22 protein-coding genes and 2 pseudogenes are annotated in these 25,957 nt (G+C 71.8%); 13 read left to right on the top strand and 11 right to left on the bottom strand.

What is annotated here, in order from left to right; genetic code table 11:
• Nucleotides 1-137: 137 nt before the first annotated feature.
• Nucleotides 138-1,103: a glycoside hydrolase family 6 protein gene (locus PV682_RS17375; protein ID WP_319730716.1), complete on the bottom strand. Its 966-nt coding sequence runs from the start codon at nt 1,101-1,103 to the stop codon at nt 138-140.
• A gap of 333 nt (nt 1,104-1,436) precedes the next feature.
• Between PV682_RS17375 and PV682_RS17380 the strand changes: the two genes are divergently transcribed.
• The 3 genes from PV682_RS17380 to PV682_RS17390 all read left to right on the top strand — a co-directional run bounded on the left by PV682_RS17380 (nt 1,437) and on the right by PV682_RS17390 (nt 4,980).
• Nucleotides 1,437-2,450, top strand: coding sequence for a LacI family DNA-binding transcriptional regulator (locus tag PV682_RS17380; RefSeq protein ID WP_319730718.1), 1,014 nt, complete (start codon nt 1,437-1,439; stop codon nt 2,448-2,450).
• A 208-nt stretch (nt 2,451-2,658) separates the two neighbouring features.
• Nucleotides 2,659-4,077, top strand: coding sequence for a non-reducing end alpha-L-arabinofuranosidase family hydrolase (locus tag PV682_RS17385; protein WP_319730720.1), 1,419 nt, complete (start codon nt 2,659-2,661; stop codon nt 4,075-4,077).
• A 135-nt stretch (nt 4,078-4,212) separates the two neighbouring features.
• A complete protein-coding gene (locus PV682_RS17390) occupies nt 4,213-4,980 on the top strand; it encodes a class I SAM-dependent methyltransferase (RefSeq protein ID WP_319731043.1) in 768 nt (255 codons plus the stop codon).
• A 61-nt stretch (nt 4,981-5,041) separates the two neighbouring features.
• Here PV682_RS17390 and PV682_RS17395 read toward each other — a convergent pair whose 3' ends face one another.
• On the bottom strand, nt 5,042-5,869 hold the full coding sequence (locus tag PV682_RS17395; RefSeq protein WP_319730722.1) for a DUF1206 domain-containing protein: 828 nt from the start codon (nt 5,867-5,869) through the stop codon (nt 5,042-5,044).
• Nucleotides 5,870-6,459: 590 nt separating this feature from the next.
• Here PV682_RS17395 and PV682_RS17400 point away from each other — a divergent pair.
• Nucleotides 6,460-7,288: pseudogene (locus PV682_RS17400) on the top strand (ATP-binding cassette domain-containing protein).
• Nucleotides 7,289-7,322: 34 nt separating this feature from the next.
• Nucleotides 7,323-8,510: a S1 family peptidase gene (locus tag PV682_RS17405; protein WP_319730724.1), complete on the top strand. Its 1,188-nt coding sequence runs from the start codon at nt 7,323-7,325 to the stop codon at nt 8,508-8,510.
• A 237-nt stretch (nt 8,511-8,747) separates the two neighbouring features.
• Here the strand turns inward: PV682_RS17405 and PV682_RS17410 are convergent, their stop codons facing one another.
• Both PV682_RS17410 and PV682_RS17415 read right to left on the bottom strand, forming a co-directional pair.
• A complete protein-coding gene (locus PV682_RS17410) occupies nt 8,748-9,293 on the bottom strand; it encodes a GNAT family N-acetyltransferase (RefSeq protein WP_319730726.1) in 546 nt (181 codons plus the stop codon).
• Between the two features lie 338 nt (nt 9,294-9,631).
• On the bottom strand, nt 9,632-10,549 hold the full coding sequence (locus tag PV682_RS17415; protein WP_319730728.1) for a helix-turn-helix domain-containing protein: 918 nt from the start codon (nt 10,547-10,549) through the stop codon (nt 9,632-9,634).
• 285 nt (nt 10,550-10,834) lie between these two features.
• Here PV682_RS17415 and PV682_RS17420 point away from each other — a divergent pair, with 285 nt between their 5' ends.
• Nucleotides 10,835-11,284, top strand: coding sequence for a hypothetical protein (locus PV682_RS17420; protein ID WP_319731072.1), 450 nt, complete (start codon nt 10,835-10,837; stop codon nt 11,282-11,284).
• A gap of 252 nt (nt 11,285-11,536) precedes the next feature.
• On the opposite strand, the pseudogene PV682_RS17425 reads toward PV682_RS17420, so the two are convergent.
• Nucleotides 11,537-11,773, bottom strand: a pseudogene (locus PV682_RS17425) (cyclophilin-like fold protein); the annotation flags it as partial.
• A 173-nt stretch (nt 11,774-11,946) separates the two neighbouring features.
• Here PV682_RS17425 and PV682_RS17430 point away from each other — a divergent pair.
• Nucleotides 11,947-12,384 (top strand): hypothetical protein, encoded by a 438-nt coding sequence (locus PV682_RS17430; RefSeq protein ID WP_319730730.1) that lies wholly within the window; start codon nt 11,947-11,949, stop codon nt 12,382-12,384.
• Nucleotides 12,385-12,503: 119 nt separating this feature from the next.
• Here the strand turns inward: PV682_RS17430 and PV682_RS17435 are convergent, their stop codons facing one another.
• The 3 genes from PV682_RS17435 to PV682_RS17445 all read right to left on the bottom strand — a co-directional run bounded on the left by PV682_RS17435 (nt 12,504) and on the right by PV682_RS17445 (nt 14,348).
• The gene (locus PV682_RS17435) at nt 12,504-13,019 is read right to left on the bottom strand and encodes an alpha/beta fold hydrolase (protein ID WP_319730732.1); all 516 of its coding nucleotides are present in this window, start codon (nt 13,017-13,019) and stop codon (nt 12,504-12,506) included.
• A complete protein-coding gene (locus tag PV682_RS17440; RefSeq protein ID WP_319730734.1) occupies nt 13,010-13,312 on the bottom strand; it encodes an epoxide hydrolase N-terminal domain-containing protein in 303 nt (100 codons plus the stop codon). The genes PV682_RS17435 and PV682_RS17440 overlap by 10 nt, the downstream gene beginning before the upstream one ends.
• Before the next feature lie 412 nt (nt 13,313-13,724).
• Complete coding sequence (locus tag PV682_RS17445) at nt 13,725-14,348, bottom strand: TetR/AcrR family transcriptional regulator (RefSeq protein WP_319730736.1); 624 nt, start codon at nt 14,346-14,348, stop codon at nt 13,725-13,727.
• A gap of 235 nt (nt 14,349-14,583) precedes the next feature.
• Here PV682_RS17445 and PV682_RS17450 point away from each other — a divergent pair, with 235 nt between their 5' ends.
• On the top strand, nt 14,584-17,337 hold the full coding sequence (locus tag PV682_RS17450) for a protein kinase family protein (RefSeq protein WP_319730738.1): 2,754 nt from the start codon (nt 14,584-14,586) through the stop codon (nt 17,335-17,337).
• 21 nt (nt 17,338-17,358) lie between these two features.
• Nucleotides 17,359-19,092 (top strand): hypothetical protein, encoded by a 1,734-nt coding sequence (locus tag PV682_RS17455; protein ID WP_319730740.1) that lies wholly within the window; start codon nt 17,359-17,361, stop codon nt 19,090-19,092.
• A gap of 51 nt (nt 19,093-19,143) precedes the next feature.
• Here PV682_RS17455 and PV682_RS17460 read toward each other — a convergent pair whose 3' ends face one another.
• Both PV682_RS17460 and PV682_RS17465 read right to left on the bottom strand, forming a co-directional pair.
• A complete protein-coding gene (locus tag PV682_RS17460) occupies nt 19,144-19,728 on the bottom strand; it encodes a hypothetical protein (RefSeq protein WP_319730742.1) in 585 nt (194 codons plus the stop codon).
• 133 nt (nt 19,729-19,861) lie between these two features.
• Entirely contained in the window at nt 19,862-20,746 is an 885-nt protein-coding gene (locus PV682_RS17465) for an AraC family transcriptional regulator (protein WP_319730744.1), read from the bottom strand.
• A 158-nt stretch (nt 20,747-20,904) separates the two neighbouring features.
• On the opposite strand from PV682_RS17465, the gene PV682_RS17470 reads away from it, so the two are divergent.
• The 3 genes from PV682_RS17470 (at nt 20,905) to PV682_RS17480 (ending at nt 23,928) form a co-directional block, all read left to right on the top strand.
• The gene (locus tag PV682_RS17470; protein ID WP_319730746.1) at nt 20,905-21,663 is read left to right on the top strand and encodes an SDR family oxidoreductase; all 759 of its coding nucleotides are present in this window, start codon (nt 20,905-20,907) and stop codon (nt 21,661-21,663) included.
• A gap of 134 nt (nt 21,664-21,797) precedes the next feature.
• The gene (locus tag PV682_RS17475; protein WP_319730748.1) at nt 21,798-22,628 is read left to right on the top strand and encodes a DUF4344 domain-containing metallopeptidase; all 831 of its coding nucleotides are present in this window, start codon (nt 21,798-21,800) and stop codon (nt 22,626-22,628) included.
• Nucleotides 22,629-23,139: 511 nt separating this feature from the next.
• Nucleotides 23,140-23,928: a serine/threonine protein kinase gene (locus PV682_RS17480; RefSeq protein WP_319730750.1), complete on the top strand. Its 789-nt coding sequence runs from the start codon at nt 23,140-23,142 to the stop codon at nt 23,926-23,928.
• Nucleotides 23,929-24,031: 103 nt separating this feature from the next.
• Here the strand turns inward: PV682_RS17480 and PV682_RS17485 are convergent, their stop codons facing one another.
• The gene (locus tag PV682_RS17485) at nt 24,032-24,721 is read right to left on the bottom strand and encodes a TetR/AcrR family transcriptional regulator (RefSeq protein WP_319730752.1); all 690 of its coding nucleotides are present in this window, start codon (nt 24,719-24,721) and stop codon (nt 24,032-24,034) included.
• Between the two features lie 96 nt (nt 24,722-24,817).
• Between PV682_RS17485 and PV682_RS17490 the strand changes: the two genes are divergently transcribed.
• Complete coding sequence (locus PV682_RS17490) at nt 24,818-25,849, top strand: medium chain dehydrogenase/reductase family protein (RefSeq protein ID WP_319730754.1); 1,032 nt, start codon at nt 24,818-24,820, stop codon at nt 25,847-25,849.
• Nucleotides 25,850-25,957 lie beyond the last annotated feature (108 nt).

Here is a 25,957-nt window from a genome sequence, read left to right on the forward strand (position 1 = left end):
CCAGAAGTTCGCGACGGCGGCGTAGGCCGTGCGCGGAGCGTGCTGGCGAATTGCCGGCCCGGGTTTCCGGCGGCGGCGAGGGGTGCGCCGTGGCCCGGTCGCGCGGTGCGGGCGGGCCGGGCCACGGCTGTCTGCGGTCAGTAGCCGTAGATCATCTTGTAGGCGACCTCGGGGAGGAACTGTCCGGCCGAGGAGCCGCTGCCCACGCCGCAGTTGCCGTCGGACTCGCCGGGGGTCTTGATCCACAGGAGCATCTCGGCGCCGCCGCCCATCTGGGTGGGGGTGCCGATCTTGCGGCCGGCGGGGTTGCACCACTGGCCGTTGGAGCCGTTGCCGTTGCGGCTGGTGTCGACGACGAACGGCTTCGTGTAGCCGTAGCGGGCGCTGAGTTCACGGTTGACGGCGTTGCCGTAGTTGGTGTTCTCGGCGGTGGTGAAGTAGTTGGAGATGTTGAGGGAGAAGCCGTGGGCCTGGCGCAGTCCGGCGTTGTGCAGGCGCTGGGCCATGGTCGCGGCATCGGCCCAGCCAGGGTTGCCCGAGTCGAGGTAGACCCAGGCGTTGGGGGCCTGGCGGCTGAACGTGGAGAGCGCGCCGGTGAGCATGTTCTGGCGCTCGGTGATCTGGGCCTGGTTCATGCAGCCGTAGTCGCCGAGCGAGTCCGGTTCCAGGATCACGACGGCCTGGCGGCTGCCGATCCCGCCGGCGAACTGGGAGATCCAGGTGGCGTAGGCGGAGGGTGAGGCGGCCCCGCCCGCGGAGTGGCCGCCGCAGTAGTCGCGGTTGTAGACGTTGTAGGCGACCATGATCGGCAGCTTGTTCGCGTTCGCCGCCGCCCCCGCGTACGAGCCCGCGGCGGTGCCGATCGACCCGCTCCAGGAACCGAACCAGCGGGCGGCGGGGGTGTTGGCGAGGGAGTTGTTGATGGCGGAGGCGCGGCCGTCGTTGGGGTTGGCGGCGACCCACTGCTTCGCGCTGGAGTTGGGGTCCACGTAGAACCCGTTGGCCTTGACGGCCGGGCCCGCCGCGTGGCCGGACGGAGCGACGGCGAGCGCCAGCGGCAGGGCGAGCAGGGCCGCGGTCAGGGCGCGGAGCTTTCGGCGCATGGAGGTACCTCCTGGTGGGGGAGCGTCGCCCGCCCTCGTCCTGGACGGGCGACGCGGTAAGGAAGTGCGGCGGTACACGTCCCTCGGTGCCGGCGGCTCTCCGGCAGTTCTCCGGTGGGACGACACGTCGGACGACCGGCGACTCGGTGTGGGAGCGCTCCCAAAGTGGAAGCGGTTCCAGTCGTGTCGAGGCCCTCCTGGTGTGGTGGATATCGTGTGGGGAGCCGTTGGGGCTGTCAAGAGCAGCCGTACGACCCGCCCTTCACACGGCGAGGGCGAGGATCTACAGTCCTGTTCCTGGAAGCGCTTCCAGACGCGGGAGGTCCACGGTCCATGGCAGCAGACGGAGCCCGCCGCCGGCCGACGCTCGAAGCCGTGGCCGAACTCGCGGGAGTCTCCCGCTCCGTGGCCTCCCGCGTCCTCAACGACGCCCCGTACGTCAGCCGCGTCAAGCGCCAGGCGGTCGAGCGGGCCGTGAGGCAACTCGGCTACGTCCCCAATCCGCGGGCCCGGGCGCTGGCCACCCGGCAGACGGGAGCGGCTGCCCTGGTCGTCTCGGGAGAGGACCCGTCGATCTTCGCGGACCCCTTCTTCGCCCAGGTGATCGTGGGGGCGTCGGCCGCGCTGGAGGAGGCGGACCTGCATCTGATGCTGTGTCTGGCCGCCTCCGAGCGGGGCCGTGAACGGGTGGCGGCGCTGCTGCGTTCCCGTGGCGTCGACGGCGTCATGCTGATGGCGCTGCGCGAGGGCGACCCGCTGGTGCGCATGGCCGAGGAGGCGGAGCTGCCCGTCGTGTTCGGCGGACGTCCGGTGGGGCCCGCCCCGCGCTGGTACGTGGACGTCGACAACGTCGGTGGCGCCCGCGAGGCGACCGAGCGCCTGATCGCGCGCGGCCGGACGCGGGTCGCCGTGATCTGCGGACGCCTCGACACCGAGGCCGGGCGGGCCCGTCACCGCGGCTACCGGGACGCGATGCTCGCCGCGGGACTGACGCCGCTTCCCCCGGTGGAGGGGGACTTCACCGAGCCCGGCGGGGCCGCCGCCATGGCCGTACTCCTCGCCGGCCACCCCGGCCTGGACAGCGTGTTCGCCGCCAACGACAACATGGCGGCGGGCGCGCTGCGCACCCTGCGCGAGGCGGGGCGCCTGGTGCCCGACGACGTCGCCGTGGTCGGGTTCGACGACCTCGCCGTGGCCCGGATCGCCGACCCGCCGCTGACCACCGTCCACCAGCCCATCACGGCTCTCGGGAGGGAGACGGCCCGCATGATCGTCGCGCTGATCGACGGCCAGGACCCCACCCCGCTGATCCTCCCGACCCGCCTGGTCGCCCGCGCGAGCGCCTGACGGCGGCGGGTTTCGGCCCGTTGGCGTTCCCGCTCGCGAATCCTGTGAGAAGTGTTGACGTTGATCATCCCGTCCCTATCATCCAATTGATCGACACTCCGACCTTTGTGCGACATTTCGAACGACTCGAAGGTGCACCACACGCCATCCCGGACGGCCTCCGCGTGGGGCTCGCCGGAGCCGCTTGGTCAAGGATGACGAGGTCCTCATGCGCAGACGCAGTTTCCGCAGCCGCACGCATCTGTCCGCCGCACTCGCCGCCACGCTCGCGGCACTGGCCGCCCTGGCGGCGATGCTCGTCGCCGTCCCGGCCCACGCGGCCACCACCGCCGCCGTACGCGCGGTCGCTTCCGGCCGCTGCCTCGACGTGCCGGGAGCCGCCCAGGCCGACGGCACGAACCTCCAGATCTGGGACTGCACCGGCGCGGCCAACCAGCAGTGGACCCTGACGGACAGCGGCCGGCTGACCGTGTACGGCAACAAGTGCCTGGACGTTCCGGGCACGGCCACCTCCGGTACCCGCGTGGTGATCTGGACCTGCCACGGCGGCGCCAACCAGCAGTGGCGGGCGAACGCCGACGGCACCATCACCGCCGTCCAGTCCGGGCTGTGCCTGGACGTCAGCGGCGCCGCCACCGCCAACGGCACGGCCGTACAGCTGTGGTCGTGCAGCGGCGGCGGCAACCAGAAGTGGACCGGCCTGTCCGGGACGGGTAACGGCTGCGCCCTTCCGGCGGCGTACCGGTGGAGCTCGACCGGGCCGCTCGCGCAGCCGGCCAACGGACAGCTCTCGCTGAAGGACTTCACCACCGTGACGTACAACGGCAAGCACCTGGTCTACGGGACCAGCTCCGACGGATCGTGGCACTCGATGGGGTTCAGCCCCTTCACGAACTGGTCGGACATGGCGACGGCCACCCAGACCACCATGAGCCAGCTCGCGGTGGCGCCCAAGCTGTTCCACCTCTCCACCAAGAACATCTGGGTGCTGGCCTCCAACGGCTGGGGCACCGCCTGGCCCTTCGTCTACCGCACCTCCAGCGACCCCACCAACCCCAACAGCTGGTCCGCCGCGCAGCCGCTGTTCACCGGCAGCCTCCCCTCCGGCGCCCCCATCGACCCGACGATGATCGCCGACGGTCAGACCATGTACCTGTTCTTCGCCGACGACAACGGCAGCATCTACAAGTCGACCATGCCGCTCGCCGACTTCCCCGCCAGCTTCGGCTCCTCGTACACGACGGTCCTGCGGGACACGAAGGAGCGGCTGTTCGAGGCACCCGAGGTCTACAAGGTCCAGGGCCAGAACCAGTACCTCATGATCGTCGAGGCGATGGGGGCGGGCGGGCGCTACTTCCGCTCCTTCACCGCCACCGACCTGAACGGCGCGTGGAGCGAGCAGGCCGGCAGCGAGAGCAGCCCCTTCGCGGGCAAGGCCAACAGCGGAGCCACCTGGACCAACGACATCAGCCACGGTGACCTGGTCCGCACCAACCCCGACCAGACCATGACCGTCGACCCCTGCAACCTCCAGTTCCTCTACCAGGGGTACGACCCGAGGACGCCGCAGGGCACGCCGTACGAGAGGCTGCCGTACCGGCCGGGGCTGCTGACCCTTCAGCGCTGACCGACGCCTTGAGGGGCCCCGGCCGTACGGGCGTTCGGCGGCCCCGGCACGGCGGGTTCCCGGTGACGGGCCGTCGGCGTGGCTAGTGTCTGCCGCGTGAACGCAGACGACGTGAACCGGCGGTGGACACGGGCCATGCCCGACGCCTACGAACGCCACCTGGTGCCGGTCTTCTTCCAGCCCTTCGCCGAGGACCTGGCCGCGCGTGCGGCGGCGGCGCGCCCCGGAAGCATCCTGGAACTCGCCGCCGGGACAGGGGCGTTGACCTCGGCGCTGCTCGCCGCGCTGCCCGGGGTCCCGGTGGTGGCGACCGACCTCAACGAGGCGATGGTGAGCGCCGGGTCGGTACGGGAGCCGCGGGCGGTCTGGCGGCAGGCGGACGCCCAGCGGCTGCCCTTCGGGGACGGGGAGTTCGACCTCGTCGTGTGCCAGTTCGGGGTGATGTTCTTCCCCGACCGGCCCGCCGCCTACGCCGAGGTGCGCCGGGTCCTCGCGCCGGGCGGACGGTTCCTGTTCAACAGCTGGGGCCCGCTGGCCTCGCACGGCTTCGGGGCCGCCTTCCAGACCGCCGTGGAAGAGGCGATGCCGGACGGCGCGCCCGCGTTCCTGCGCGACGTCCCCCATGGTTACACCGATCCGGCCGTCGTCGCCGCCGATCTCACCGCCGCCGGCCTGTCCCCGGCCGGCGCCGAGGAGGTCACGCTCGACGGCGTCGCGGAGTCGGCCGCCTCCGTCGCCACCGGCCTTCTCACCGGCACGCCGGTGAGCGCCACCGTGGACGCCCGCGAGGACGCGCGGACCATCCGGGACGCCGTCGTGCGGAGCATGACGCGACGCCTCGGCGCGGGACCTGTCACGGCGCCGATGACCGCGACCGTCTACACGGCACACCGCGAGGGGTGACCAGGAACACCGGGCGCGTCCACCCCCGTTCACCGGCCCCGCGCCTCGCTCGCCCCGCCGGTCAGACGTCCCGCCAGCGCGCGCTCGCCCAGGAGAAGATCCCGAAGGCGACGAGGCCGGCGGCGATCAGGGCCAGCAGCCAGGGGCCGGCCGGGCTCTCGGCGAACGTCCGCAGGGTGTTGTCCAAGCCCTTGGTCGTGCCGGGCCGGTGCTGGACGGACGCGGCGACGGCGAAACCGCCCGCCGTGGCGAAGACGACGCCGCGAGCCGTACCGCCGAACACGCCGACGAAGGAGACGGCCCGACGGACCCGGCGGGACATCTCCGCCGTCCGGAGGTGTTTCTCGAACCTCCGCAGCAGAGCCCGCACGGCGATCCACAGGCCGGCCGCGGTCACCGCGGCACCGGCGACGCCGACGATCCACTGCCCGCCGGGCCAGTTCAGCGCCCTCGCCGTGAAGTCCCGGGAACTCTCGTCGGAACCTCCGCTGCCGCTGCCCGTGTCACCGGCCGCGTAGCGCAGCACCGAGTACGTGACGAATCCGTAGAAGAGGGCACGGCCCGCGGCCGTCGCCCTCTTGCCCGGCTTGTCCCCGTCGGGGCCGGCCTGTCCGAAGACGGCCTCCGACAGCCGCCACAGGGCCATACCGGCCAGAGCGATCCCCAGCAGCCACAACAGCGGTGTCCCGAAGGGCTTCTGGGCGATCTCGGCGACCGCCCCGCCCCGGTCGGCCTGCTCCTCCTCACCGGAGAAGGCGATCCTCAGGGAGAGGACGCCGATCAGCACATAGATGACTCCACGGCCGACGAATCCCGCACGGGCCGCCGTCGTGATCGCTCTGCCACGCGCCGCGCGGCGGACCTGTCCCTGTGCCGTTGCAGTAGCCATGCCCCACCGGATGCCCCCGAAGAGCGAAGCCATCCCAGGCCCGTACCGGCCGGCTCCCGCGGCCCGCTGTCCAGGCAGGCTTCCGGACACGGTCGCGGGACCTCTGCCCGGACGCTGAGGCCGGGCCGGTGGCCCGGACCCGGCCCACGCGATCCATGGCCGGTCCAATGCCGCCGCGCCGAGGTAACACAGCGCGGCCCCACACAGCACGATCGCCACCGGCTCCCGCTCGACGCCGGTCGCGAGTTGGAGAACCGCGGCGGCCGGCCCGAGCGCGCCCGGCCAGCGGTGCGGGACACGGTGCCAGGCGGTCGGGGGTACGGGTTTCAGGGGCGTCATGCCGACGACCGTGCCCGTGGGGTGGCCGCCGCGTCGAGGGCGTACCGGCCGCTGGTCCGGAATCCTGGGATCCCTGTCGGGCAGACCCGGCCCTGGCAGGCAGGGGCAACGCCGTGGACGTTGCCGGGGCGGCTCCCGCAGGTCCGCTTGTCGATACCTTGACGAACCGTTCCAGGGCCGTTCAGCCCGCCTGCCGGGTCCGCGTCGGATGCCGTGCCCAGGTTCCTTCAGCGTCGTGGAGGAGGGAACTCATGGACACACCACGTCTCGCGGTCGGGGCGCGCGGGCTCACCAAGGGCCTCGGCGAGGTGGTCGCGCTCGACGGTGTCGATCTGGAGGTGCGGCAAGGCCGGATCCACGGGCTGGCGGGGCCGAACGGTGCGGGGAAGACGACGCTGCTCGCCGGGCCTGAGGGAGTGACCGGGTTCGTCGACGGGCCCGGCCTGTATCTGTCGCTGACGGTACGTCAGAATCTGCTCGAGTCAGCCGAGTTGAGAGGGAGGGCGAGAGGGCGGCCGTCGACGAGGCGCTGCACGAGGTCGGTTTGAGCGAGGTCGGCGGCTTCTCCCTCGGCGTGTGCCAACGCCTGGGCCTGGCCGCCGCGTTGCTCACCGAACCCCGGCTGCTCGTCCTCGACGAACCCGCAACGGCCTCGCCCCCGCCGGGAAACGGCACGTGCCCCGCGTCCTGCCCCGCCTCGACGTGCTGTGCACCGAGGTCACCGTCCTGGCCGCCGGACGCACCGCCCTCTCCGGCCCACCGGAGAAGCTCGCCGCCGAGAACGGCGAACTCGACGCGGTCCTGCACCCCGGCGACAAGAAGCTCTGCAACCCGGACGCAGGGGGGAGGGCCGGATTTCTGACGGTAGGTGATATTTCCGGTAAAAGGGGATTCTTATTCGACCGGTCGACGGCGGTGGCATCGGTGATCCGGAAAATACGGACAGTTCGATCTTCTCTCTTGTCATGTTCAGTGAAGGTCGTTCAAGATTCAGGGGCGGTCGCCGGAAACGGCGGACCGCCGGACGACGGCCACCGGAAAAGGAGACCCCCCATGCCCTTTTCCACCCCCCACTGTTAGCGGTCGTTCGTCCGGAATCCGGAAGGAACTCCCCTTGCGTATTTCCCGGAAATCCCTCGCGGTGCTCGGCGCCGCCGTTCTGCTCTCCTCCGTTACCGTCTCCGGCGCACAGGCGGCGGTCGCCTCGACGGGCCAGTACGACCCGGCCATGCTCAGCGCCCTGGCGTCCTCCCTCGGCGTGAGCCAGAGAGCCGCCGCCGAGCGCCTCGACCACGAGACGTCGCAGCAGCACACCCTCACCGCGCTGGAGCGCAAGGGAGTCGCGACGGACGGCGCGTTCTTCGACGCGAAGGGCCAACTGGTCGTCAACGCCGAGAGCACCCAGGCGGCTCAGCGCCTCGCGGACGCCGGACTGCACGCCCGCACGACCCGCCACGGCGAGAGCGAACTGAACAAGATCAAGGCCCAGCTGGACACGGCGGCGCTCAACACGACGCCCGCCGGCGTCAGTTCCTGGGAGGTCGACCTCGCCTCCGACACCGTGACGGTCAAGGTCGCCGACGGCAGCACCCCCGCCGCCCGCTCCTTCCTGAACCAGGCACGCGCCCACGGCGACGCCGTCCGCGTCCTCTCCGACCGGCAGGAACTCGCCCCGCAGGCCGTCATCAAGCCGGGCTCCGAGATGGCCTTCAACGGCTTCGTCTGCTCCGTCGGCTTCGGCGCCCGCGACTCCTCGGGCCGCCAGTACCTGGTCACCGCCGGGCACTGCATCGAGGACCTCCCTGTACTCAGCTACCAGGGGAGCCGCTTCGCGCAGGGCACCAACTCCCGCTTCGCGCAGGGCAGCCGCAGCGTCGACATGGGCATCGCCCGCCTCGACTCGGGCAACTCCATAGCCACCGTGGTCAACACGTACGGCCGGGCCACCGAGCCCTCGGTGCTCGGCAGCCGCCGCGCGGCCTCCGGCGCCACGCTGTGCAAGGCGGGCCGGACCACCGGCTGGACCTGCGGACGGGTGAACTCCTACAACGTGTCCGTCACCTACTCCGACCCCAACGGCGGGCCCGACACCGTCGTCACCGGCCTGGGCAGCTCGTCGGTCTGCACCCAGGGCGGCGACAGCGGCGGCGCCTACATCTCCGGCAACCAGGCCCAGGGGATGACCTCGGGCGGCCCGGTGAGCCAGCGGTGCAACGGTTCGGTCAACTCGCCCGGGTCGTCGTACTTCCAGCCCCTCGACGACGCGCTGTCGTTCTACGGGCTGACCCTCAACACCGCGTGATCCTCGGAGCGGTGCGGAAGTGAGCACGGGGCCGGCCGACATGTGGCCGGCCCCGTTGCGTACGCCGGGAACGGCGACACGCTCCTTCCAGGCGCCGGGCGATTTCTCGCGGGACGCGGCGAGGAATCGCGGGGCCGAATTCGACCGAGCGCCCGTGTCGTATGCGCGGCTGGATTCTTCGGGGGAACCAGGGGATTCAGGGGATTCGGCCTATTTGGTCTATTCGGTCTATTCGGTCTATTCGGCCGAGGGTGCGGAGGGCTCCCGGGGAGTCTGTCTCGGCGTCAGTTCGGCGAGTACGTCGACGCTGTCCCGGCTCGTGGTCAGCGTCGCGCCGTTGCGGCGCAGGGCGCCGAGCGCCGCCGAGTTGTGCGCCAGCGTGTCGGCGACCACCGTCCGCGCGCCGGCCTTCGCCGCTTCGTCGAGGAGGAGCCGCAGAGCGGCGGTGCCGATGCCGCGTCCGCGCTGGGAACGGCCGAGCCACATGCCGGTTTCGAGGACGTCGTGGTGGCTGTCGTGGCTGTCGCGTAGAGCCAGTCGGGCCGACCCCACGACCTCGCCGTCGTGGACGATCGTGAAAGTGGACTCACGGAGCGGGCCGTCGAGCCCGGGGAACCGGGACCGGTGCCAGTCCCGGAAGGCTTCCCGGCGTTGCGCCGTCCATCCGGGCGGACCGGCCACGGGAGGCATGACCTCGTCGGGCACCGCGTCCGCGACGGCCACCGCGAGGAGCTCTTCGAGGGCTTCCTCGTCCATCTGCCGCACCGCCACCTGACCGACCACGAGCGTTCCTCTCCACCGACCGCCGGACACCGGTTCCCGATCCTCACGGCCTGCGGGGCGCGGCGCCAACGGTTTTCGCGGCGGCCCGGGACGGCGTACCCGTACCGCGTCGGCGGACCGGTGGGACGACCGGGCGCACCGCCTGCGCCGGACCGCTACCCCCTCGCCGTCGGAGGCCGTGCAACTGAGGGACGCGACACGCCCGTCCCTCGGCACCCCGGCGCTCGTTCCACGCCTCCGCTGGCCGCGTTGTGCTTCCGGCCGTCGTATCGGTGGTTGACCTCGCGCTATCGCGGTGCGCATCGGCAGCCCCCCCCGCCACCGAGGGGATCGTCTTGTCAGGCGCGATGACCGGATGGGCTTCGGGGGCCGCCCTGTGGCTCCGTCTCCCAGCCGGCCAGTATCCGCAGGGCATCCGCTGACGGGGAGCCCGGCTCGGCGTGGTGGGTGACCATGCGCATGGGGGCGCCTCCGGGCAGTGCCAGGGGTTCGTGGACGAGGTCGAACTCGCCCACCAGCGGGTGCCGCATACGGACCACGTCGCCGCCGCCCCGGCATATCACCTCGTGCCGTGCCCATAGTTGCCGGAATTCCGGGCTTTTCCGTGTCAGCTCCTGGATGAGGGAGGAGAGGTGGGAGTCGTCGGGGCTTTTTCCGGCGTTCATGCGGAGAACACCGGCGATTTCCAGGGCGATTCGGTGCGGGTCGGCGAACCTTTCACGCGCCTCGGGCGAGAGGAACATCAGCCGGGCGACGTTGAGATCCTCGGGCCGTAGCCGGTCCCAGTCTCCGAAGACGGCGAGGGTGAGCCGGTTCCACCCCAGGATGTCCAGCCGCCGGCTGATGACGTAGGCGGGCACGCCGATCGTGTCGAGCAGGTTCTGGATGCTGGGGCGCAGCGGCTGGGAGGACGGCGCGGCCTTCGTCGAGGCGTGCCGTCCGGGCTGGGCCATCCGGATCAGATGCTCGCGCTCCTCAGGGTTCAGACGCAGGGCGCGGGCCACGGAGTCCAGCACCTCGTCCGACATGGTCTCGCCGTGGCCCTGCTCCAATCGCGCGTAGTAGGCGTACGACACGCCCGCCAACTGCGCCAGCTCTTCACGCCGCAGGCCGGGAACGCGTCGCCGGCCGTGGGAGAGCACGCCTACGTCCTCGGGGCGGAGCCGGGCCCGACGCGACCGCAGGAACTCCCGCAGCTCAGCGCGCCGGTCGAGTCCGGACGTGACTCCGTCACCGGTCGCCGCTTGTGAGGCCATCCGTGTTCTCCAGTTGTCAGACGTACCTGGCTGATGAGGAGCAGAGTACTTCACCGCTCCGGTGATTCATCTTGATACGTGGTTTCCATGGGAAATGCAGTCTCTCTGGCTCTGACGTCGGACGCCTTCTGCTCCAGCGCAGTCCTGGTACGCGCCCGGGTGCGCAGTGCGGGACGTGCCGAAATAGAGTTGTTTGACTCTAGCGATCGGAAATTCCGTCGGAGGAAACTCGTGGTCGGCGGAAGAAAGCTCCGCCGTGAAAAGACTGAAAGAAAGGCCGACGTAATGTCGTTCGCTCGTCGTCTCTCCGGCATCCGGTCGCACCGCACAGCGGTCGGTGCCGGTGTCGCAGGGTTCACGCTTCTCGCCGCCGCCTTCAGCGGTATCGGTCAGGCACAGGCCGCGTCCCAGTGGACGCTCTGGGTCAACGCCCCCGGGGCGACCGGGAGCATCCAGATCCAGGAGGCGGGAGACGGTCAGTTCCGGGGCTGTGCGCGCACGAATCTCCAGCAGGGGGGCCGGAGCAGCACGAGGGTGGGGACCTACTTCGCCGATTCCGGCAGCGCTGCCGGAATATGGGTCCACCGCTACAGCGACGCGGCCTGCCAGCACAAGGTGGGCGGGCCCGTCCGGTACAACATCCACGCGGACGAGGACCGGGACCGTTTCGGTTCCGACTGCCGGGACCTGACGGTCTGGGCCGACTCGACGCAGCACAGGTTCGGCAACTGCTGAACGCCCGGGTTTCCGCACCGCCCCGCCATGATCTCGGACCGTGTCGAGCGGTGAACCGCAGACGCTGACCGGCGGCGGGCACCACCTTGTGAGACCGGCACAAGACGCCCGCCGCCCCAGGAAGGCACGTACGCCGAGACCGCCGGACCGGACGACTTGGGCTCGGCCGTCGGCGATGAAACGGGCTCCGGGGAACCGGTCTCGATGGGTGAGCTTCTCCGCGCCGGCGAGCCGGCCGGTGTCGCTCTCGGACACGCGGCCGAGGACGACGAGGCCGTCGGAGTAGGGGAAGTCGCGGTAGAAGACGGCGGGGTTTCCCCAGGGCGCGTAGTAGGCCAGGTCGCCCGCCTTCGGTTCGGCGCCGCTCGGGGCGCCCGAGGTGGACGGGCGGCGCGGCAGCACGAACCGGGGAGGCCGGATCCGCGTCGAAGGGACCTGGAGAGCCGCGCGCCGGGGAAGCGGCGGCTGGTCACGCGGGCAGTCTGGCACCGTGACTCGGGCGCGCGGGAGGGAGACTTTCCTCCCTCCGTTAGCCTCGCCCCGCGCTGTCGCCGTGATGAAGGTGTGCTTGCCGGGGCTCGAAGGTCCTAGTGCTTTCTTCCGAGGCCCGCTGCGCCGGGAGACCGATCCCGGTGTGCCCGGGCGACCGTACGGTGACGCTCATGAGCAACGCGGTGGAAGTCGTCCGGGCCTACGTCGATCACGACACCGACGCGGTCCAGGCGGCGCTGGCCGGTCTGGACGCGGACGGCCGGGCCGAGGCGTACGCCGTCCTGAACGGCCTGCTGGGCTCCACGATCAGCATCATGGAGCTGACCGGCAGGCGCTGGAGCGTCGACGAACTGGTCAGGTACTCCGACGAGGCCGCCACCGCCGCCCCGGCCCACTACGAGTTCGCCATCACCGAGGCGACCCGGGCGTGGGCCCGGGGCGACGGCCCGGCGATGCGCGCGCTGTCGGGCCAGGACCTGCTGGGCGCCCTGCATATGACGGCCGTCGGCGTCACCGCCCTCGGGCTCGCCCTGTGGGGCAGGGCCGGACTCCTCGACGTTCTGGACGAGTTCGACCGGATCGCCCGCGGACTCGTCGACGGCGTCTAGCTCATCCCGTACTCTCGCCGGCTCCGTCGTCGATGCCACCTGCCTGCGGGGCCGGCGAGAACCCCGTGATCCCGGTGGCGGCGACCCGGCTCGGGGCCTGCTCTTGGGCCGACCTCGCGTCACCGGGCCCCGGAGAAGAACGCGCGGATCCCGGCGACGAGATCCTCCGGCGCCTCCATCGCGGCGAAGTGGCCGCCGTGGTCGAACTCCGTCCACCGGGCGATGCCGAAGGTCCGCTCGGCGTACTTGCGGACCGGCCGGGAGATCTCGTGGGCGAAGACCGCGACCCGCAGGGGGTGCAGGAAGCTTCCCCAGTTCGCGGCGTTCTCCTTGTAGAAGCGGGCCGAGGAGGAGCCAGTACTGGGCATCGGGTCGCGGTCGACGGCGTCCTCGGGCAGGCCACGGGAGTCGGTCCACTGGCGGAAGGGTGCCACGATCCAGGCGAGCCGCCCGACCGGGGAGTCGCGCAGGGAGAAGGAGAGGGGCTGCGACCGGGTGGACTGGAGCTTCGTGCAGCCCGACCGCTCGTCCGAGAACCGCTGGTAGCCGTCCGGGCGGGCCTTCTCCGCGTCGGTGAGCCCCGCGAGTTCGGCCGGATCCTCCGGAGGGAACGCCGGCAGCCAGTTCACGTGCATCCCGCCCACGTTCCCGGGGGCCGCCCGCCCGAGGGCGGGCGAGACGGTCGTACCCCAGGCGCCGCGTCAGCTCGGCCCACGCCCCCGCGACCCGCCAGCGGCTCGACGACCTTCCCGAACTCCACCACCGAGCCCGGCCGGCCGGGCGTCACGATCAGCGGCAGCGCGTCCGGCTTCGCCGGCCGCACATGCGGGAAGTGCACGTTCTGCCCGTCGATCTCCGTCGTGTACCGCGCGAAGGAGGTGAGCCGACGCTCGTGCGCCCGCCCGTCGTACGAGGGCGTCCACCTCACAGTGGAAGACCGGCGTCGGCGGGACGGGGCGGCTGCCTGCATGAGTGAGCGGGCAGTCCGTGATGGTGCGGCTCAGCAGCCGCGACTCGGGGGAGCGGGTCGTCGGGGCAGCCGGTGATGCCACGCCCGGCGACCGGCCCCGCACCGAGGAGCCTTCGATGAGCACGCGAGGCCCCGCAGCGGCGCGGGAGCCCTGGGCACCGGTATCGGTCCTCTCGCCGTCGGCGCTGTCCTCGACGGGGCGGGCGCCGGAGTCCTGGGCGTCCTCCTCGCGGCCGGTACCTTCGCCGCCTCCCTCCCGCTGCGGATGACCGTCGCGAGCACGGAGACGGCCGGGGAACAGCGGCAGCCGCAAGCCGTGGACAGCGCCTTCTGACCGACAGGGTCCCGACCCGTTCGGCCGCCCCGGGGCTCAGCCCGTCGTCATGTCCACGAGCGGCAGGCTCCCCCCGGCCAGGCCGATCGTCGCGGAGACGAGGGCCCGCAGCACGGTGTCCTCGGCGGTGTCGTCCGGTAGGACCAGGCGCTGGAGGATCAGCCCGTCGAAACCGGTGAGGAAGAACCGCGCGATCGTCTCCGCCGGCTGGGCCAGTTCCTGTCCGGTGCGCTCCGCCGCCTCGGTCACCAGCTTCGCCGTCGCCGCGATCGTTCCGCGGTAGTGGCTGTCGACGGCCTCGTGCAGGTGCGGTGTGCGCAGCGCGACCATGGTCAGCTCGGTGAGCAGCTGATGACTGGCCGGCTGTTCGCGCAGGGTCCGCCACAGGGCGCCCGCGAGCGTGGCCAGCGTCTCCTCGAAGCCGCTCCCCTCGGGCACCGCTCGCTCGACCTGCGTGATCAGGTCGGACGTCAGCTGCTCCATGACCGCGCGGTACAGCTCCTCCTTCGTACCGAAGGTGTAATGCACCGTCGCCTGCGCGACGCCCAGCTCGGCGGCGATCGCCCGCGTGCTTCCGGCGGCGACGCCCTCCCTGGTCATCAGGTCGATGGCGGCCTTGATCAACTGAGGGCGGCGCTCCGCCGCGGTCACATGAGCCATACGAACATTGTAGCGACTCAGTCCCATGAGCGAGTCGAGCGATCAAGTCGCTTCCGGTGCTGGCTGAAAAGCTCAGGCCTGCACTCGAACGGGTGACCGGTGCCGAGCGATTTCTCCGTTCCGGATGGAACAGAGGGTCAAGGAGGGGTGAAGGCTGAAGGGATTTTCCCGGTTCGGCAGGGGACGGTGGTATCGATTCTCGTGATGGATCCGGGCTTCGGGGGGAGAAACCGTCATGGCACTCGTCGTCAGTTTCACGGGCCGAGTTCCGCTCACCGCGCCGGGCGCGGGGTCCTGGCTCCAGGTGTGGTCGTACACGGTCCAGGCGGGTCCGGCGGAGCTGTTGCCGGGGCAGCGGGTCGCGCTGGCGTTGCCCGCGGACGCGGATGTGCGTGACCCGGCGCTGTTCCCCGGGGTTCCGGCGTTGACCGGCATGTTCCTGGAGACCGGTGACGGGGCGGGCCGCCAGTACGTGGGGCGTGCGGTGAGCGGGACCGGCGCCCAGACGATCTCGTTCGTCGCCCCGCAGGCCCAGCGCAGCCGCGAACTGCTGCTCGTGACGCAGTCCCAGCCGGGCCGCCCCTGGTCGGTGAAGCCCTTCGCGACGAGCCCTTCGGGGCCGAGCGACAACGTCGGCGTGCTCCCGGCCCCCGCCCCGGCGCCGGGCCCCGGACCGGGCCGCCCGGTCGGCGACTTCGCGGGCACGGTCCCGTACGCGAGTGAGCTGTTCGGCGTCTACCAGCCCCTGCCGGGCTGGCTCGGCCACGCCTCCACCGCGCGGGCCGCCGCCGCACTCGGCGTACGGCTGCCGCAGGAAGCGCCGGACGGCCCGGGGCGGCACACCCTCGGCGAGGGCGCCCTGGCCCCGCTGGCCCCCCTCGCGGTGTGGGGCAACCGGCCGCCGACGGACGGCATCCTCTCGCCGGTCGGCCTGGTCAACCTCTTCCGGGAGTACTTCTTCGAGTTCGACACCTTCCTCGGCCCGCCGGTCGGCCACCTGTGGCTGAGCCCGGGCGGCACCGTCGAGGTGGTGGAGACCTCCACCCGGCGCACCCTGGTCGAGCGGACCGCCGAGCAGTCCGAGACGTCCACCCGCAAGACCGAGGAGGCGCTGACCGAGCAGACCGACCTCGCCGACGCGGTCAAGGAGTCCAACGCCAACGAGACCTCGCTCGGGGTGACCTCGAACGCGAGCGCCAACTACGTCGGCATCGTGCACGCCGACGTCAGCGCCAGCTACAGCACGAAGAACACCACGAACACGTCCTCCGAGGTCAGCCACAAGCACTCCCGCACCCAGAGCTCCAAGGCCAGCAGCGAGATCACCCGGAACTTCAAGACCACCTTCAAGACGGTCACCGAGACCACCGACACGTCGAGCCGCCGGTACGTGGTGCAGAACACCACCGACAAGCTCGTCAACTACGAACTGCGCCGCAAGATGCGCAAGGTCGGGGTCCAGCTCCAGCACATCGGCACCCAGCTGAGCTGGCAGGTGTTCGTCGCCGACCCGGGCCGCGCCCTGGGCCTGGGCGAACTCGTCCACGTGGTGCCCGCCCCGGACCTGACCGCGCTCAAGCAGCCGGTCAAACCCCCGCCCCTGGCCCAGGCGCACGTCACGTACTCGGACAACTACCCGATCCAGAAGACCGCGGACAGCGACAACGCCCCGCACCAGGACGCCGACTGGGTCAAGCAGGATGGCTGGGACCGGCTCTGGCGGGGCGAGGAGGACGAGTACATCGTCGCCCACTTCGAGTACTCCGCGCCGCCGCCGGGACCGGGCTGGAAACTCAGCACCGCGCCCGGCAACGAGATCCGCAAGGTCTCCGCGACGACCAGCAGCGGCCAGGTCGCCAAGTTCCTCGCCACCTACGAGGTCCTGGACGCCACGTCCGGCCGGTTCCGCGCCAACTGCACCAACGTGCACTTCGGGGGCGGCCCCTACATCGCCTTCACCCTCGCCCTCGTCTGGGAGCCGCCGCCCCCGGAGCAGGACCCCGCCCAGCGGCAGTACCTCGCCGAACTCGCCGTGTACGAGCACGAGGTGGCCAAGGTGCAGCGCGCGGCGTACGCGCAGGCGGTGCACGACCGGCTCGACCTGATCGCCAAGGTCCGCCCACGGGACTCCGAGGACCTCCGCAAGGAGGAACGGCACAGCGTCTTCGCCGACCTGATCGGCCAACTCGACCTGTTCCAGGGGCAGGACGAGAAGCGGCACCTGTCGGCCGAACTGATCCGCGGGATGTTCGACGTCGACCAGATGCTGTACTTCGTCGAGCCGGACTACTGGCGCCCGACACCCACCACCGGAACGCCCGACGCCGGATGGCCGGGGTCCGACGCGGTGGGCCGCTACCCGGTGCCGCCGCACGACTGGGAGGCCACCTCCGGCGATCCCGTCGCCGGCGCCACGGTCACCAGCCGCTTCAGCCACACCGGCGCGGTCAACCCGCCGCGCGCCACCACCTCGACGCCCGCGGACCAGCTGGAGCACCGGGTCGACTACCTCATCACCGAGAACACCCCGCCCGCCCCCACCGGCAGCTCCCTGGGCTGGCTGATCCAGGCCGACGGCGACGAACGGCGCAACGAGTTCCTCAACGCCTCCTGGGTCAAAGCCGTCCTGCCGGTCCGCCCCGGCCACGAACTCGACGCCCTGGGCTGGCTGTCCAGCGCCCACGTCGAAGGCGACGCGGCCCTCGACAAGGAGTACGCCTGGCAGACCGGCGACCCCGCCGACTGGCAGGGCAAGTCGATCGGCTGGGTCCTCCAGGCGCTCGCCGCCGAACTCCAGGCCCGCAACACCGACATCACCCGCACCCTCGCCGCCGAGAGGGTCTTCGAGACCGGCTTCGACCCCCTGGACGGCGGCTTCCGGCCCGCCGACCCCTACCAGATCTTCGACCAGTGGACCGAGGTCCTGCCCACCGACCAGGTAGTGGCCGTCGAGGTCACCTACGACCCCCGGACGGGGCGCCAGCTGTGACGGCCGGGGCCCGGTGACGCCGTGCGGCTGACCGTCGTCAACGCCCATCCCGCCGTCCCGCTGTGGACGCACTTCCTGCTGAAGAAGTGGACGGCCACCGTCGAGACCCGCGCCCAGGGCGCCGGCGCGGGGCGGCCCGTGCCGGTGCCCGTGGGGCCCTCGGGGTTCACGGCCGACCTCGCGCCCGGCACCGCCTGGCTGCGCCTGGTGATCGACGCGAGCGTCGACGTGGACCGCACGACCTACCCGATGCTGCGCATCCAGCAGGAGTTCACGGTCACGCCCGACGGCGGGCTGATGCCGCTCGGCTGGCGCAAGGGCCCGGCGTACGACCCGCTCGGCCGCCCGAAGGGGATTCCCGCGCTCCATCCGCTGCTGAGGGTCACCGGCACCACCGTCGGGCTGGACGTGCGGTTCGTCGACATCACCGACCTCTACAACGCCCTGCACGGCCGCTCGGCCTGGGCGCAGGTCATGAACCTCCTGCGCGGCACCGACCGCACGATCCGGGCCCTGGCGAGCCTGGGCGGCCACCCGCTGGTCTGGTACGCGGTCCTGCCCGCCAGCACCTACCGCCTGCCCCGGATCAAACCGGCCGTCATGATCATGCCCGCCGACTACGGCGCGATCTCCTACGACAACAGCCTCGCCGGGCTGCGGTCCCCGCTGCACGGCGTCTCCGTCGTCACCCCGGACAACAATCTCCAGTCGGGCCTGGAGATCCTGGCCAGGCTGCTGACCGAGCCGCTCACGGACGACCGGTACGAGAAACTCCTCGCCCCCTACATCGACGTGCGCAAGTCGTTCCGCGGCGACCCGGCCGCGCTGCCCGGCCCCCTGCACCACTTCCGGGGCGTGCTGTCCTACCTCCCCGGCAAGGATCCGGTACCCCAGTACTGGGACGTCCCGCTCGGCTTCGAGCGCGCCATCCACGACGAGCGGTACGTCCTGCTGGTGCCGCTGATGAACGGCGGCGACGGCGGCGTCCTCCTCCAGCGCGGGCTCGCCGACCTGACCGCCGGCGCCGTCCGGACCGTCTACACCCACGGCACGGCACTGGACGCCGACACCCTCGCCGTCGACAAGCCGGTGCTGATGGCCTACAGCCAGTCCGGCGGCAACGCCTTCACCAGCGCCGGTAACAACCTCAAGGAGACCGGCGGCCTCGTCCTGTTCGAGGCCGTCTACACCAACGAACCCCCGCGCGACGCCCCCAACAGCCGACTCCTGCTGGGCAAGGACGTCATCCCCAAGCTCCTCAAGGAGAACGTCAAGGTCGTCGTCATCGGCCGCTGGCGCGAGCGCCCGCGCTCCTACCTGCCCGACGGCAAGCTCCTGCGGGGCATCACCGTCCTCCCCGACGCCGCGAACTACCACCTGCTCGACTATCCGCTGCCCGCCGACGGCCGACTGGCCTCGGCGCACCCCGTCGTCGCGCTCCGCTACTCGCGCCTCGTGGACGGCAAGCACGACAAGGCCCTGGACCTGATTCTCGGATCGGACGACCCCGCCCAGGTCGACGCGCCCACGGCGCAGAGCGAGGCGGCGGTCGAGGCGTCGATCGCCGCGTACCGGAAGGCGGGCCTCAGCGGCGAGGCCATCGTGCGCCGGGTGTTCTCGATGGAGTACCTGCCGGACAGACGGGGCGCCTACTACCTGCACAACCTCATCCTCGCGGGAGGCCAGCACCTGGACCCGGGGACGGGAACGTACAGGGGGTTCATCCAGGAGGCGCTGCGCGTGTTCGGACACTGACCACGGATGCCGCCGGCCTCGCGCGGGGCAGGCCGGCGGCACGGTCGGCGCCTACAGGTGCGGGAGCACGAAGTCGTACCCGGCGACGCTGTGGGCGGCGCCCGCCGGGCAGCGGCCGTTGGTGGGGTAGCCGTAGTAGTAGAGCCCGTAGCACTTGGGGCAGAAGCGCCAGTTGCGCTGCGAGGTCGGGGTCTCGGGGATGTCGTGCGGGAGGACGAAGTCGTACCCGGCCGCCGCGTGGGCCGCGCCGGCGGGGCAGCGGCCGTTGTCCGGGTAGCCCCAGAAGAACATGCCGTAACACTTCGTGCAGAAGCGCCAGTTGTGCTGGGCGGTGGGGGTCTCCGGGATGCTGTGCGGGATGGTGAAGTTGTAGCCGGCGGAGTCGTGGCCGCCACCGGCCGGGCAGGCGCCGTCGGTGGGGTAGCCGCGGAAGAACAGGCCGTAGCACTTCGTGCAGAACCGCCAGTCGGCCTGGGTCGCGCGGACCGCCGCGTGGGCGGAGGGGGCGGTCGCCGCGGTTGCCGCGGCGGCGCCGATGCCGACCGCCGCGAGGCCGAGTGCCCGGCCGAGCACGGTCCGGCGGGCCGGATGGGAACGCTGCTGCGGTGCGTCGTCGCGTCTTGCCGGTAAGCCCATGGGTGCACCCCTTCGTCAAAGGGCCTTCTGGTGGAGCCCGAGTGGGCATTCGGTGCGACCAGTATTCGGCTCATCACTTTGTGTGGTCAACGGGGGTGCGGGGACGCGGTTGGCGGGCCGGGTGCGCCCTGTACTACCCCCTCCGCGTGATCCGTTCCGCGCGCAACGCGCGGGGCGTGACGCCGAGTTGGCGGCGCATCGTGCGCGTCAGGTGGCTCTGGTCGGTGAAGCCGCAGGCGAGGGCGATCTCGGCGATGGGGGAGGCGGTGGTGAGGAGCGCTGTGCGGGCCCGTTCCAGGCGTTGCCCCAGGACGTACTGGTGCGGGGAGCGCCCCGTGGAGGCGCGGAAGGTACGGGAGAAGTGGGAGGAGCTGACGCCCGCGATCCGCGCGAGGGTGTCCAGGCTCAGGGGCTCGGCGAGGTTGGCGTGGATGTGGTCGGTGACCTGGGCGAGCCGGCGCGGCGCGAGCCCCGACCCGGCGGGCCTGGCCGCGTTGCCCCGGGAGGAGGCGACCTTGATGACGTGCGCGGCGATCGCCTGGACCAGGGACTGCGCGTACAGCCCGTCGGCCGGGCCGCTGCGCTCGTACTCCAGGACCAGGCGCTCCACCATCATCGCGAGGAACGTGTCGCTGAGGTGGTACGCGGGCGTGATCTCCAGGGTGCCGCGCAGCCCGCCTTCGTCGGCGAGCTTCTCCAGCCAGCCGGGGTCGAGGGAGACGAGCATCAGCTCGGCGTCCTCCTGCCAGCGGGGGCGCGCGGCCCAGCCCGCCGGGTTGACCAGGGACTGGCCCCGGTGGAAGCGCTCACGGCGCGCGAAGCCGTCGGCGGACCAGTCGAGGCGCGTCGAGGTGCCCGCGTGCACGACGAGGACGTGGCTGTCCGGCCCTGCGGGCGGCTGGGCGGCAGGGTGTTTCCCGGCCGCGAGTTCCACGTCCCGCTCCACGACCGCGTGCGCGAGGCCCGTGCCGCTGCCGGAGAGGTGCACGAGATGGGGCTTGATCAAGGAACGCGACACGCCCCCATTCTGGCCGCAGGGGCGGCTTGATCGCACACCCCGTCCGTAGCGTGACGCGTTTGTCCAAAGACCGCAGGATCGTGCAAGAGGCGACGGTGGCCGCCGGGCGAGGGTGGTCGTGCACGGCGTACCGACACCCTCACGAAGGCGGGATCCCCATGAGCGTGAACCACTCCCTGTCCGGCCGGACCGTCCTGGTCGGCGCGGGCGCCAAGAACCTCGGCGGACTCATCAGCACCACCGCCGCGGCCCAGGGCGCGAACGTCGTCGTCCACTACCACTCCGACGCGACCGGGCCCGACGCCCGCCGGACCCTGAAGGCGATCGAGGAGGCCGGCGGCAAGGGGCTGCTCGTCCAGGGAGACCTGTCGCGGCCCGCCGAGACCGAGCGCCTGTTCATGACGGCCAAGGACCACTTCGGCGGGATCGACGTCGCGGTCAACACCGCAGGCATGGTCCTGCGCAAGCCCATCGTGGACACCACGGAGGAGGAGTACGACCGGATGTTCGCGGTCAACTCCAAGGCCGCGTACTTCTTCCTCCGCGAGGCCGGACGCCACCTGAACGACGGCGGCAGGATCATCACGGTCCTGACCTCGCTGCTGGCGGCGTTCACCGACGGCTACTCCACGTACGCCGGCGCCAAGGCCCCCGTCGAACACTTCACCCGCGCCGCCGCGAAGGAGTTCGCCGCCCGCGGCATCACCGTCAACAACGTCGCCCCCGGCCCCATGGACACCCCCTTCTTCTACGCCCAGGAAACCCCCGAACGCGTCGCCTACCTCCAGTCCCAGGGCCTGGGCGGACGCCTCACCGAGATCGAGGACATCGTGCCCCTCGTCGTGTTCCTCGCCACGGACGGCGGCTGGATCAACGGCCAGACCATCTTCGCGAACGGAGGCTTCACCACCCGCTGACCGGGCCACAGGCCCGGCTCGGACTCTTCGGTGAGGCCGACGCGCGGACATACAGTCCGGAGGCCGGAAACGTGAGTCGGCCGGGCCGGGGTCTTCGACGGCGGTGAGGCCGCGGAGTTGGGTACGGTCGAGGTGTGAGGGGGTGGCTCTGCGGGATGGGGGTGCGGGTGGGGCGGTGGTGGCGTGCGGGAGCGGTGACGGCCGGGGTGCTGGTGGCGGCCGTCGCGGGCGCCGGGTGCCAGGACACCGGGGTGCGCGGGCGGCCCGGTGGGGAGGGGGCGGTGATCGTGGTTCGGTACGAGGAGCCGGTGGGCGCTGATCGGGAGGATGCCGCGTTTCTGCGGCGGCGGGGGGTGGTCGAGGGTGCGGCTGCGGCGGTCGCCGGTCTGGTGGAGGTGGAACGGCCGGTGGACGTCGTCGTCCGGTCCTGTGGCGGGGAAGGGGCCTCCTACGATCCGGAGACCGGGACGGTGGAGCTGTGTTACGAAGAAGTCTCCGAGACGCGTGAGCTGTTCCACCGGGCCCGGCGTCCGGACGGAGACGACGAGGTCGAGGCGGTGCTCCTGGAGACGGTGTTCCATGAGACCGCCCACGCGCTGGTCGATGCCCTGGATCTGCGGGTCACCGGCCGGGAGGAGGACTTCGCGGACCGGTTCGCGGCGCTGATGTTGCTGGATGAAGGGGTTTCCGGCGAGCGGCAGTTGCTCGTGGCGGCCGAGGCGTGGCGGTTGGGGGCGGAGACGGCCGAGGACGCCGACGACAGCGGCGAGGACGAGCACTCCTCGGACCGCGAGCGGTTCGTCGACGAACTCTGCTGGGTCTATGGGAGCGCTCCTGAACGCCACCGCGACCTCGTCGGCCCGGACGCTCTTCCCGCCGGCCGAGCGGAAGGGTGCGGCCGGGAGTGGGCCGCCGTTCGCGACGCATGGCTGACGGCGCTGGGACCGGCTCTGCGCGCGCGGTGAGTTTCCGTCGTACGGGGTCCGCCGGGATGCGGCGTACGCGGCCTTTCGGGGCCGGCCTGTAGTGTCCCCGGGGCTGCTGCGGTGCCGTGGAGGACGGGGAGTACAGCGGCGGCGGGGGCGGACGCGCCGGTCTCCGCCCTGGCCCACCTTGACTTCAGGCGCGGGGGCGGCACCGTCACCTACGCGAGCGACGTCGCCACCGACCACGAGGCCCATCGCGTCGACCCCGAGTTCCCGACGCGGCCAGCCTCTCCACGACCGCGCGCGTCTGCGGGTGATCCGCGCGCGGCTGCCCGGCGAGCGTCTGCTGGAACTCCTCGTACCAGTTCCGCACGGCGAACGCTCTGAGGATCTGAGGCCGCCGGGGGCCGGTCGCCGTACCCACCGCGTTCGCCGAGCCGCGAGGCGTCGGCGGTGCGGTACAAAACGCTCATAGTGCCGCTGCGGGAACCGATGGTCGTGGTGTGCGTCCTCACTGGTGAGGCAGGCGGTGTGTTCGGGGGAGAAGGACGTGGAGACGATCATCGTGCAGCCGCTCGGACGGGCGCGGGCCGGTGCGGGCGGGGTGGGAGTGGCGGGGCTGCTGAAGCTCGCGCCGGGGGACGTCGCCGAGTTCGGGCGGGGCACGCCCGACGGCGAGGGCGTGGCCATCGTCCTGCCCGACCCGGGCATCTCCCGGCGGGCCGGGCTGCTGGAGGCGGCCGAGGACTACTGGCGGCTGTCCAACTTCAGTACGGGTACGGCGTACCTGGTCGAGAACCTGGAGGGCGCCGGGGAGTACATCTCCGTCGGCCCGGGCCGGCTCTCCGCGCCGGTGCCGTTCGAGTTCTCCCGCGTCGTGCTGCCGGGGGTGCGGGGCACCGCCGGTTTCAAGGTGTTCGCCCCGCGCCCCGCGTACCGCGAGAAGCCCGCGGCTCCCCGGGCGGGGGAGCGGACCCTGCACCCGTACGCCCTCGACACGGCCGCCAAGTACTTCCTCGTCCTCGTCGCCCTGTGCGAACCCCGCCTGCGGGACCCGTCGGACGGCGCGCTGCCCGGCGCCGGGGACATCGCGGAGCGCCTGCGCGGCCTGCCGGACTGCGAGGACCTGACCAGATCCGCGGTGAACTACCACATCGACTACCTGGCCTGCCACAAACTCCGCCTGGACCTCACCGACGCCCCGGACACCTCGGCCCGCACCGGAACCAAACGCGCCGGCCTGGTCTCCGTCGCCCTGCGCTTCGGCCTCGTACGCGAGGAACACCTCGCCCTGCTGCCCTCCCGCAAGAGAGGCGTACCGGTGCTGGGCAGGGGGTGACCCGGCAGGCGCCGGCTGCTCCCGCCCCCTCTTCGACGGCCGCCTCGCCGGGTTCTGGTGATCTCGCGCGCCAGGAAGCCGCAGCCGCCGGTGGTCACGGTCCTCACGCGCCGTCTCCTCGGCCGTCGGCCGGGGCGTGCGCGGCGGGAGCATCCCCGGGCCCCGCCATCGCGTCCACCTCGGCGGCGTAGAGCTGCGCGGGGTCGATGCCCATGCCCGTGAAGTGGCCGGACAGCTCCAGGGACAGGGCGCCGTGCAGCCGGGTCCAGAACATCAGCGCCCGGTGGAGGGTCTCGGGCGGCGCGTCGTGGTCGCCCGCCCAGTCGCGGTGCGCTGCGAGGTGGGCGTCGAACGGGGTCGCCGGGCCGTCGGCGGGCAGGGCGGAGGCGGCGTCCAGCAGGGTCGCCATGATCTCGGAGGAGATCGCGGTGGTGTCGTCGGGGGCCTCGTAGCCGGGGACGGGGGTGCCGTAGATGAGGAAGTACCGCTGCGGGTCGCGCAGGGCCCATGCGCGCAGGGTGTGCGCGAGCGCGGGCAGGTCGGCGCCGGACTCGGCGGCGGTGCGGAAGGTGTCGGCGAGGCTGCGGTACGCGTCGCGCACCAGCTCGGTGATCAGCTCGTCGCGGCCGTCGAAGTAGCGGTACAGCGCGGGCCCGCTCATGCCCATCTGCTTGGCGATCGCGTTGAGGGACAGCGCGGAGGCGCCCGCCGTGGCGATCTGTTCCCACGCGCGCTGCTTGATCTCCGTACGGACCTGGGCGCGGTAGCGCTCGCGGGGGGTCTTCGCATCCATGGTTAGAGGCTATCACCAAAGTTATTGACACTCTCCGATGCTGGGAGTTATAACTTCTAACGACAGCAAGAGCCGGTAACTGTGGAGGTCGTGGTCATGCGTACCGAAGAACTCGTCGAGGTCGTCCTGCCGGGCGAGGTCGAACCCGAAGGACTCCTGATCCGGCGCGGCGCCGTTCCCGTCCCCGGCCCGGGACAGGTCGTCATCCGGATGGAGGCGACCGGCGTCTCCTTCGCCGAGCAGCAGATGCGGCGCGGCCGGTACTACGACCAGCCGCCCTTCCCCTTCGTCCCCGGCTACGACCTCGTGGGGACGGTCGCGGCGACCGGCGAGGGCGTCGACCGCGGCCTCACCGGCACCCGCGTCGCCGCGCTCGTCAAGGTCGGCGGCTGGGCCAGCCACGTCCTCGTCGACGCGGCGGACACCGTCCCCGTACCCGACGGCATCGACCCTGCGCAGGCCGAGACCCTCGTCGTCAACGGCATCACCGCCTGGCAGATGCTCCACCGCAAGGCCCGCGTCCGCCGGGGCGGCACCGTCGTCGTGTACGGCGCGAACGGGGGCGTCGGGTCGGTCCTCGTCCAGCTCGCCCTGGCCGCGGGGGCGCGCGTGATCGGTACGGCGTCCGCACGGCACCACGACTTCCTGCGCGAGCGCGGGGTCGTTCCCGTCGACCACCACGGCGCCGACATGGCCGTACGGATCCGTGAACTCGCCCCGCAGGGGGTGGACGCCGTCTTCGATCACGTCGGGGGCGCGGGGATCGTCGACTCCTGGAGGCTGCTCGCGCCCGGCGGGACGCTCGTCTCGTACGGCAGCGCCTCGACGCGGGACGACACCGGGGGCAAGCAGTGGCCTGTGCTCAGGCTGCTGGGGCGGGTGTGGGTGTGGAACGCGCTGCCGAACGGGCGGCGGGCGCACTTCTACAACGTCTGGGCGGGGCGTGCCCTGTCGAAGGGCCGGTTTCGGGCGCGTCTGCGGGCCGACCTCGCGGAGGTCTTCGCGGCGCACGGGCGGGGTGAGGTCACGGCTCGGGTCGCGGCGCGGCTGCCGCTCACGCGCGCCGCCGAGGCGCTGCGGCTGGCCGAGTCGGGGACCGTCGCGGGGAAGGTCGTACTGAACCCGTAGCGGGCGTCTCCAGGCGGAGCCGTCCCGGGCGTCCCTTCGCCGGTCCCGCACCGGGCACCTGAACAGCCCGGCCGATCCCACCACCACGACGAAACGACGAGGTACCTC

This window comes from Streptomyces niveiscabiei (assembly GCF_033794345.1).
Classification (GTDB): domain Bacteria; phylum Actinomycetota; class Actinomycetes; order Streptomycetales; family Streptomycetaceae; genus Streptomyces; species Streptomyces niveiscabiei.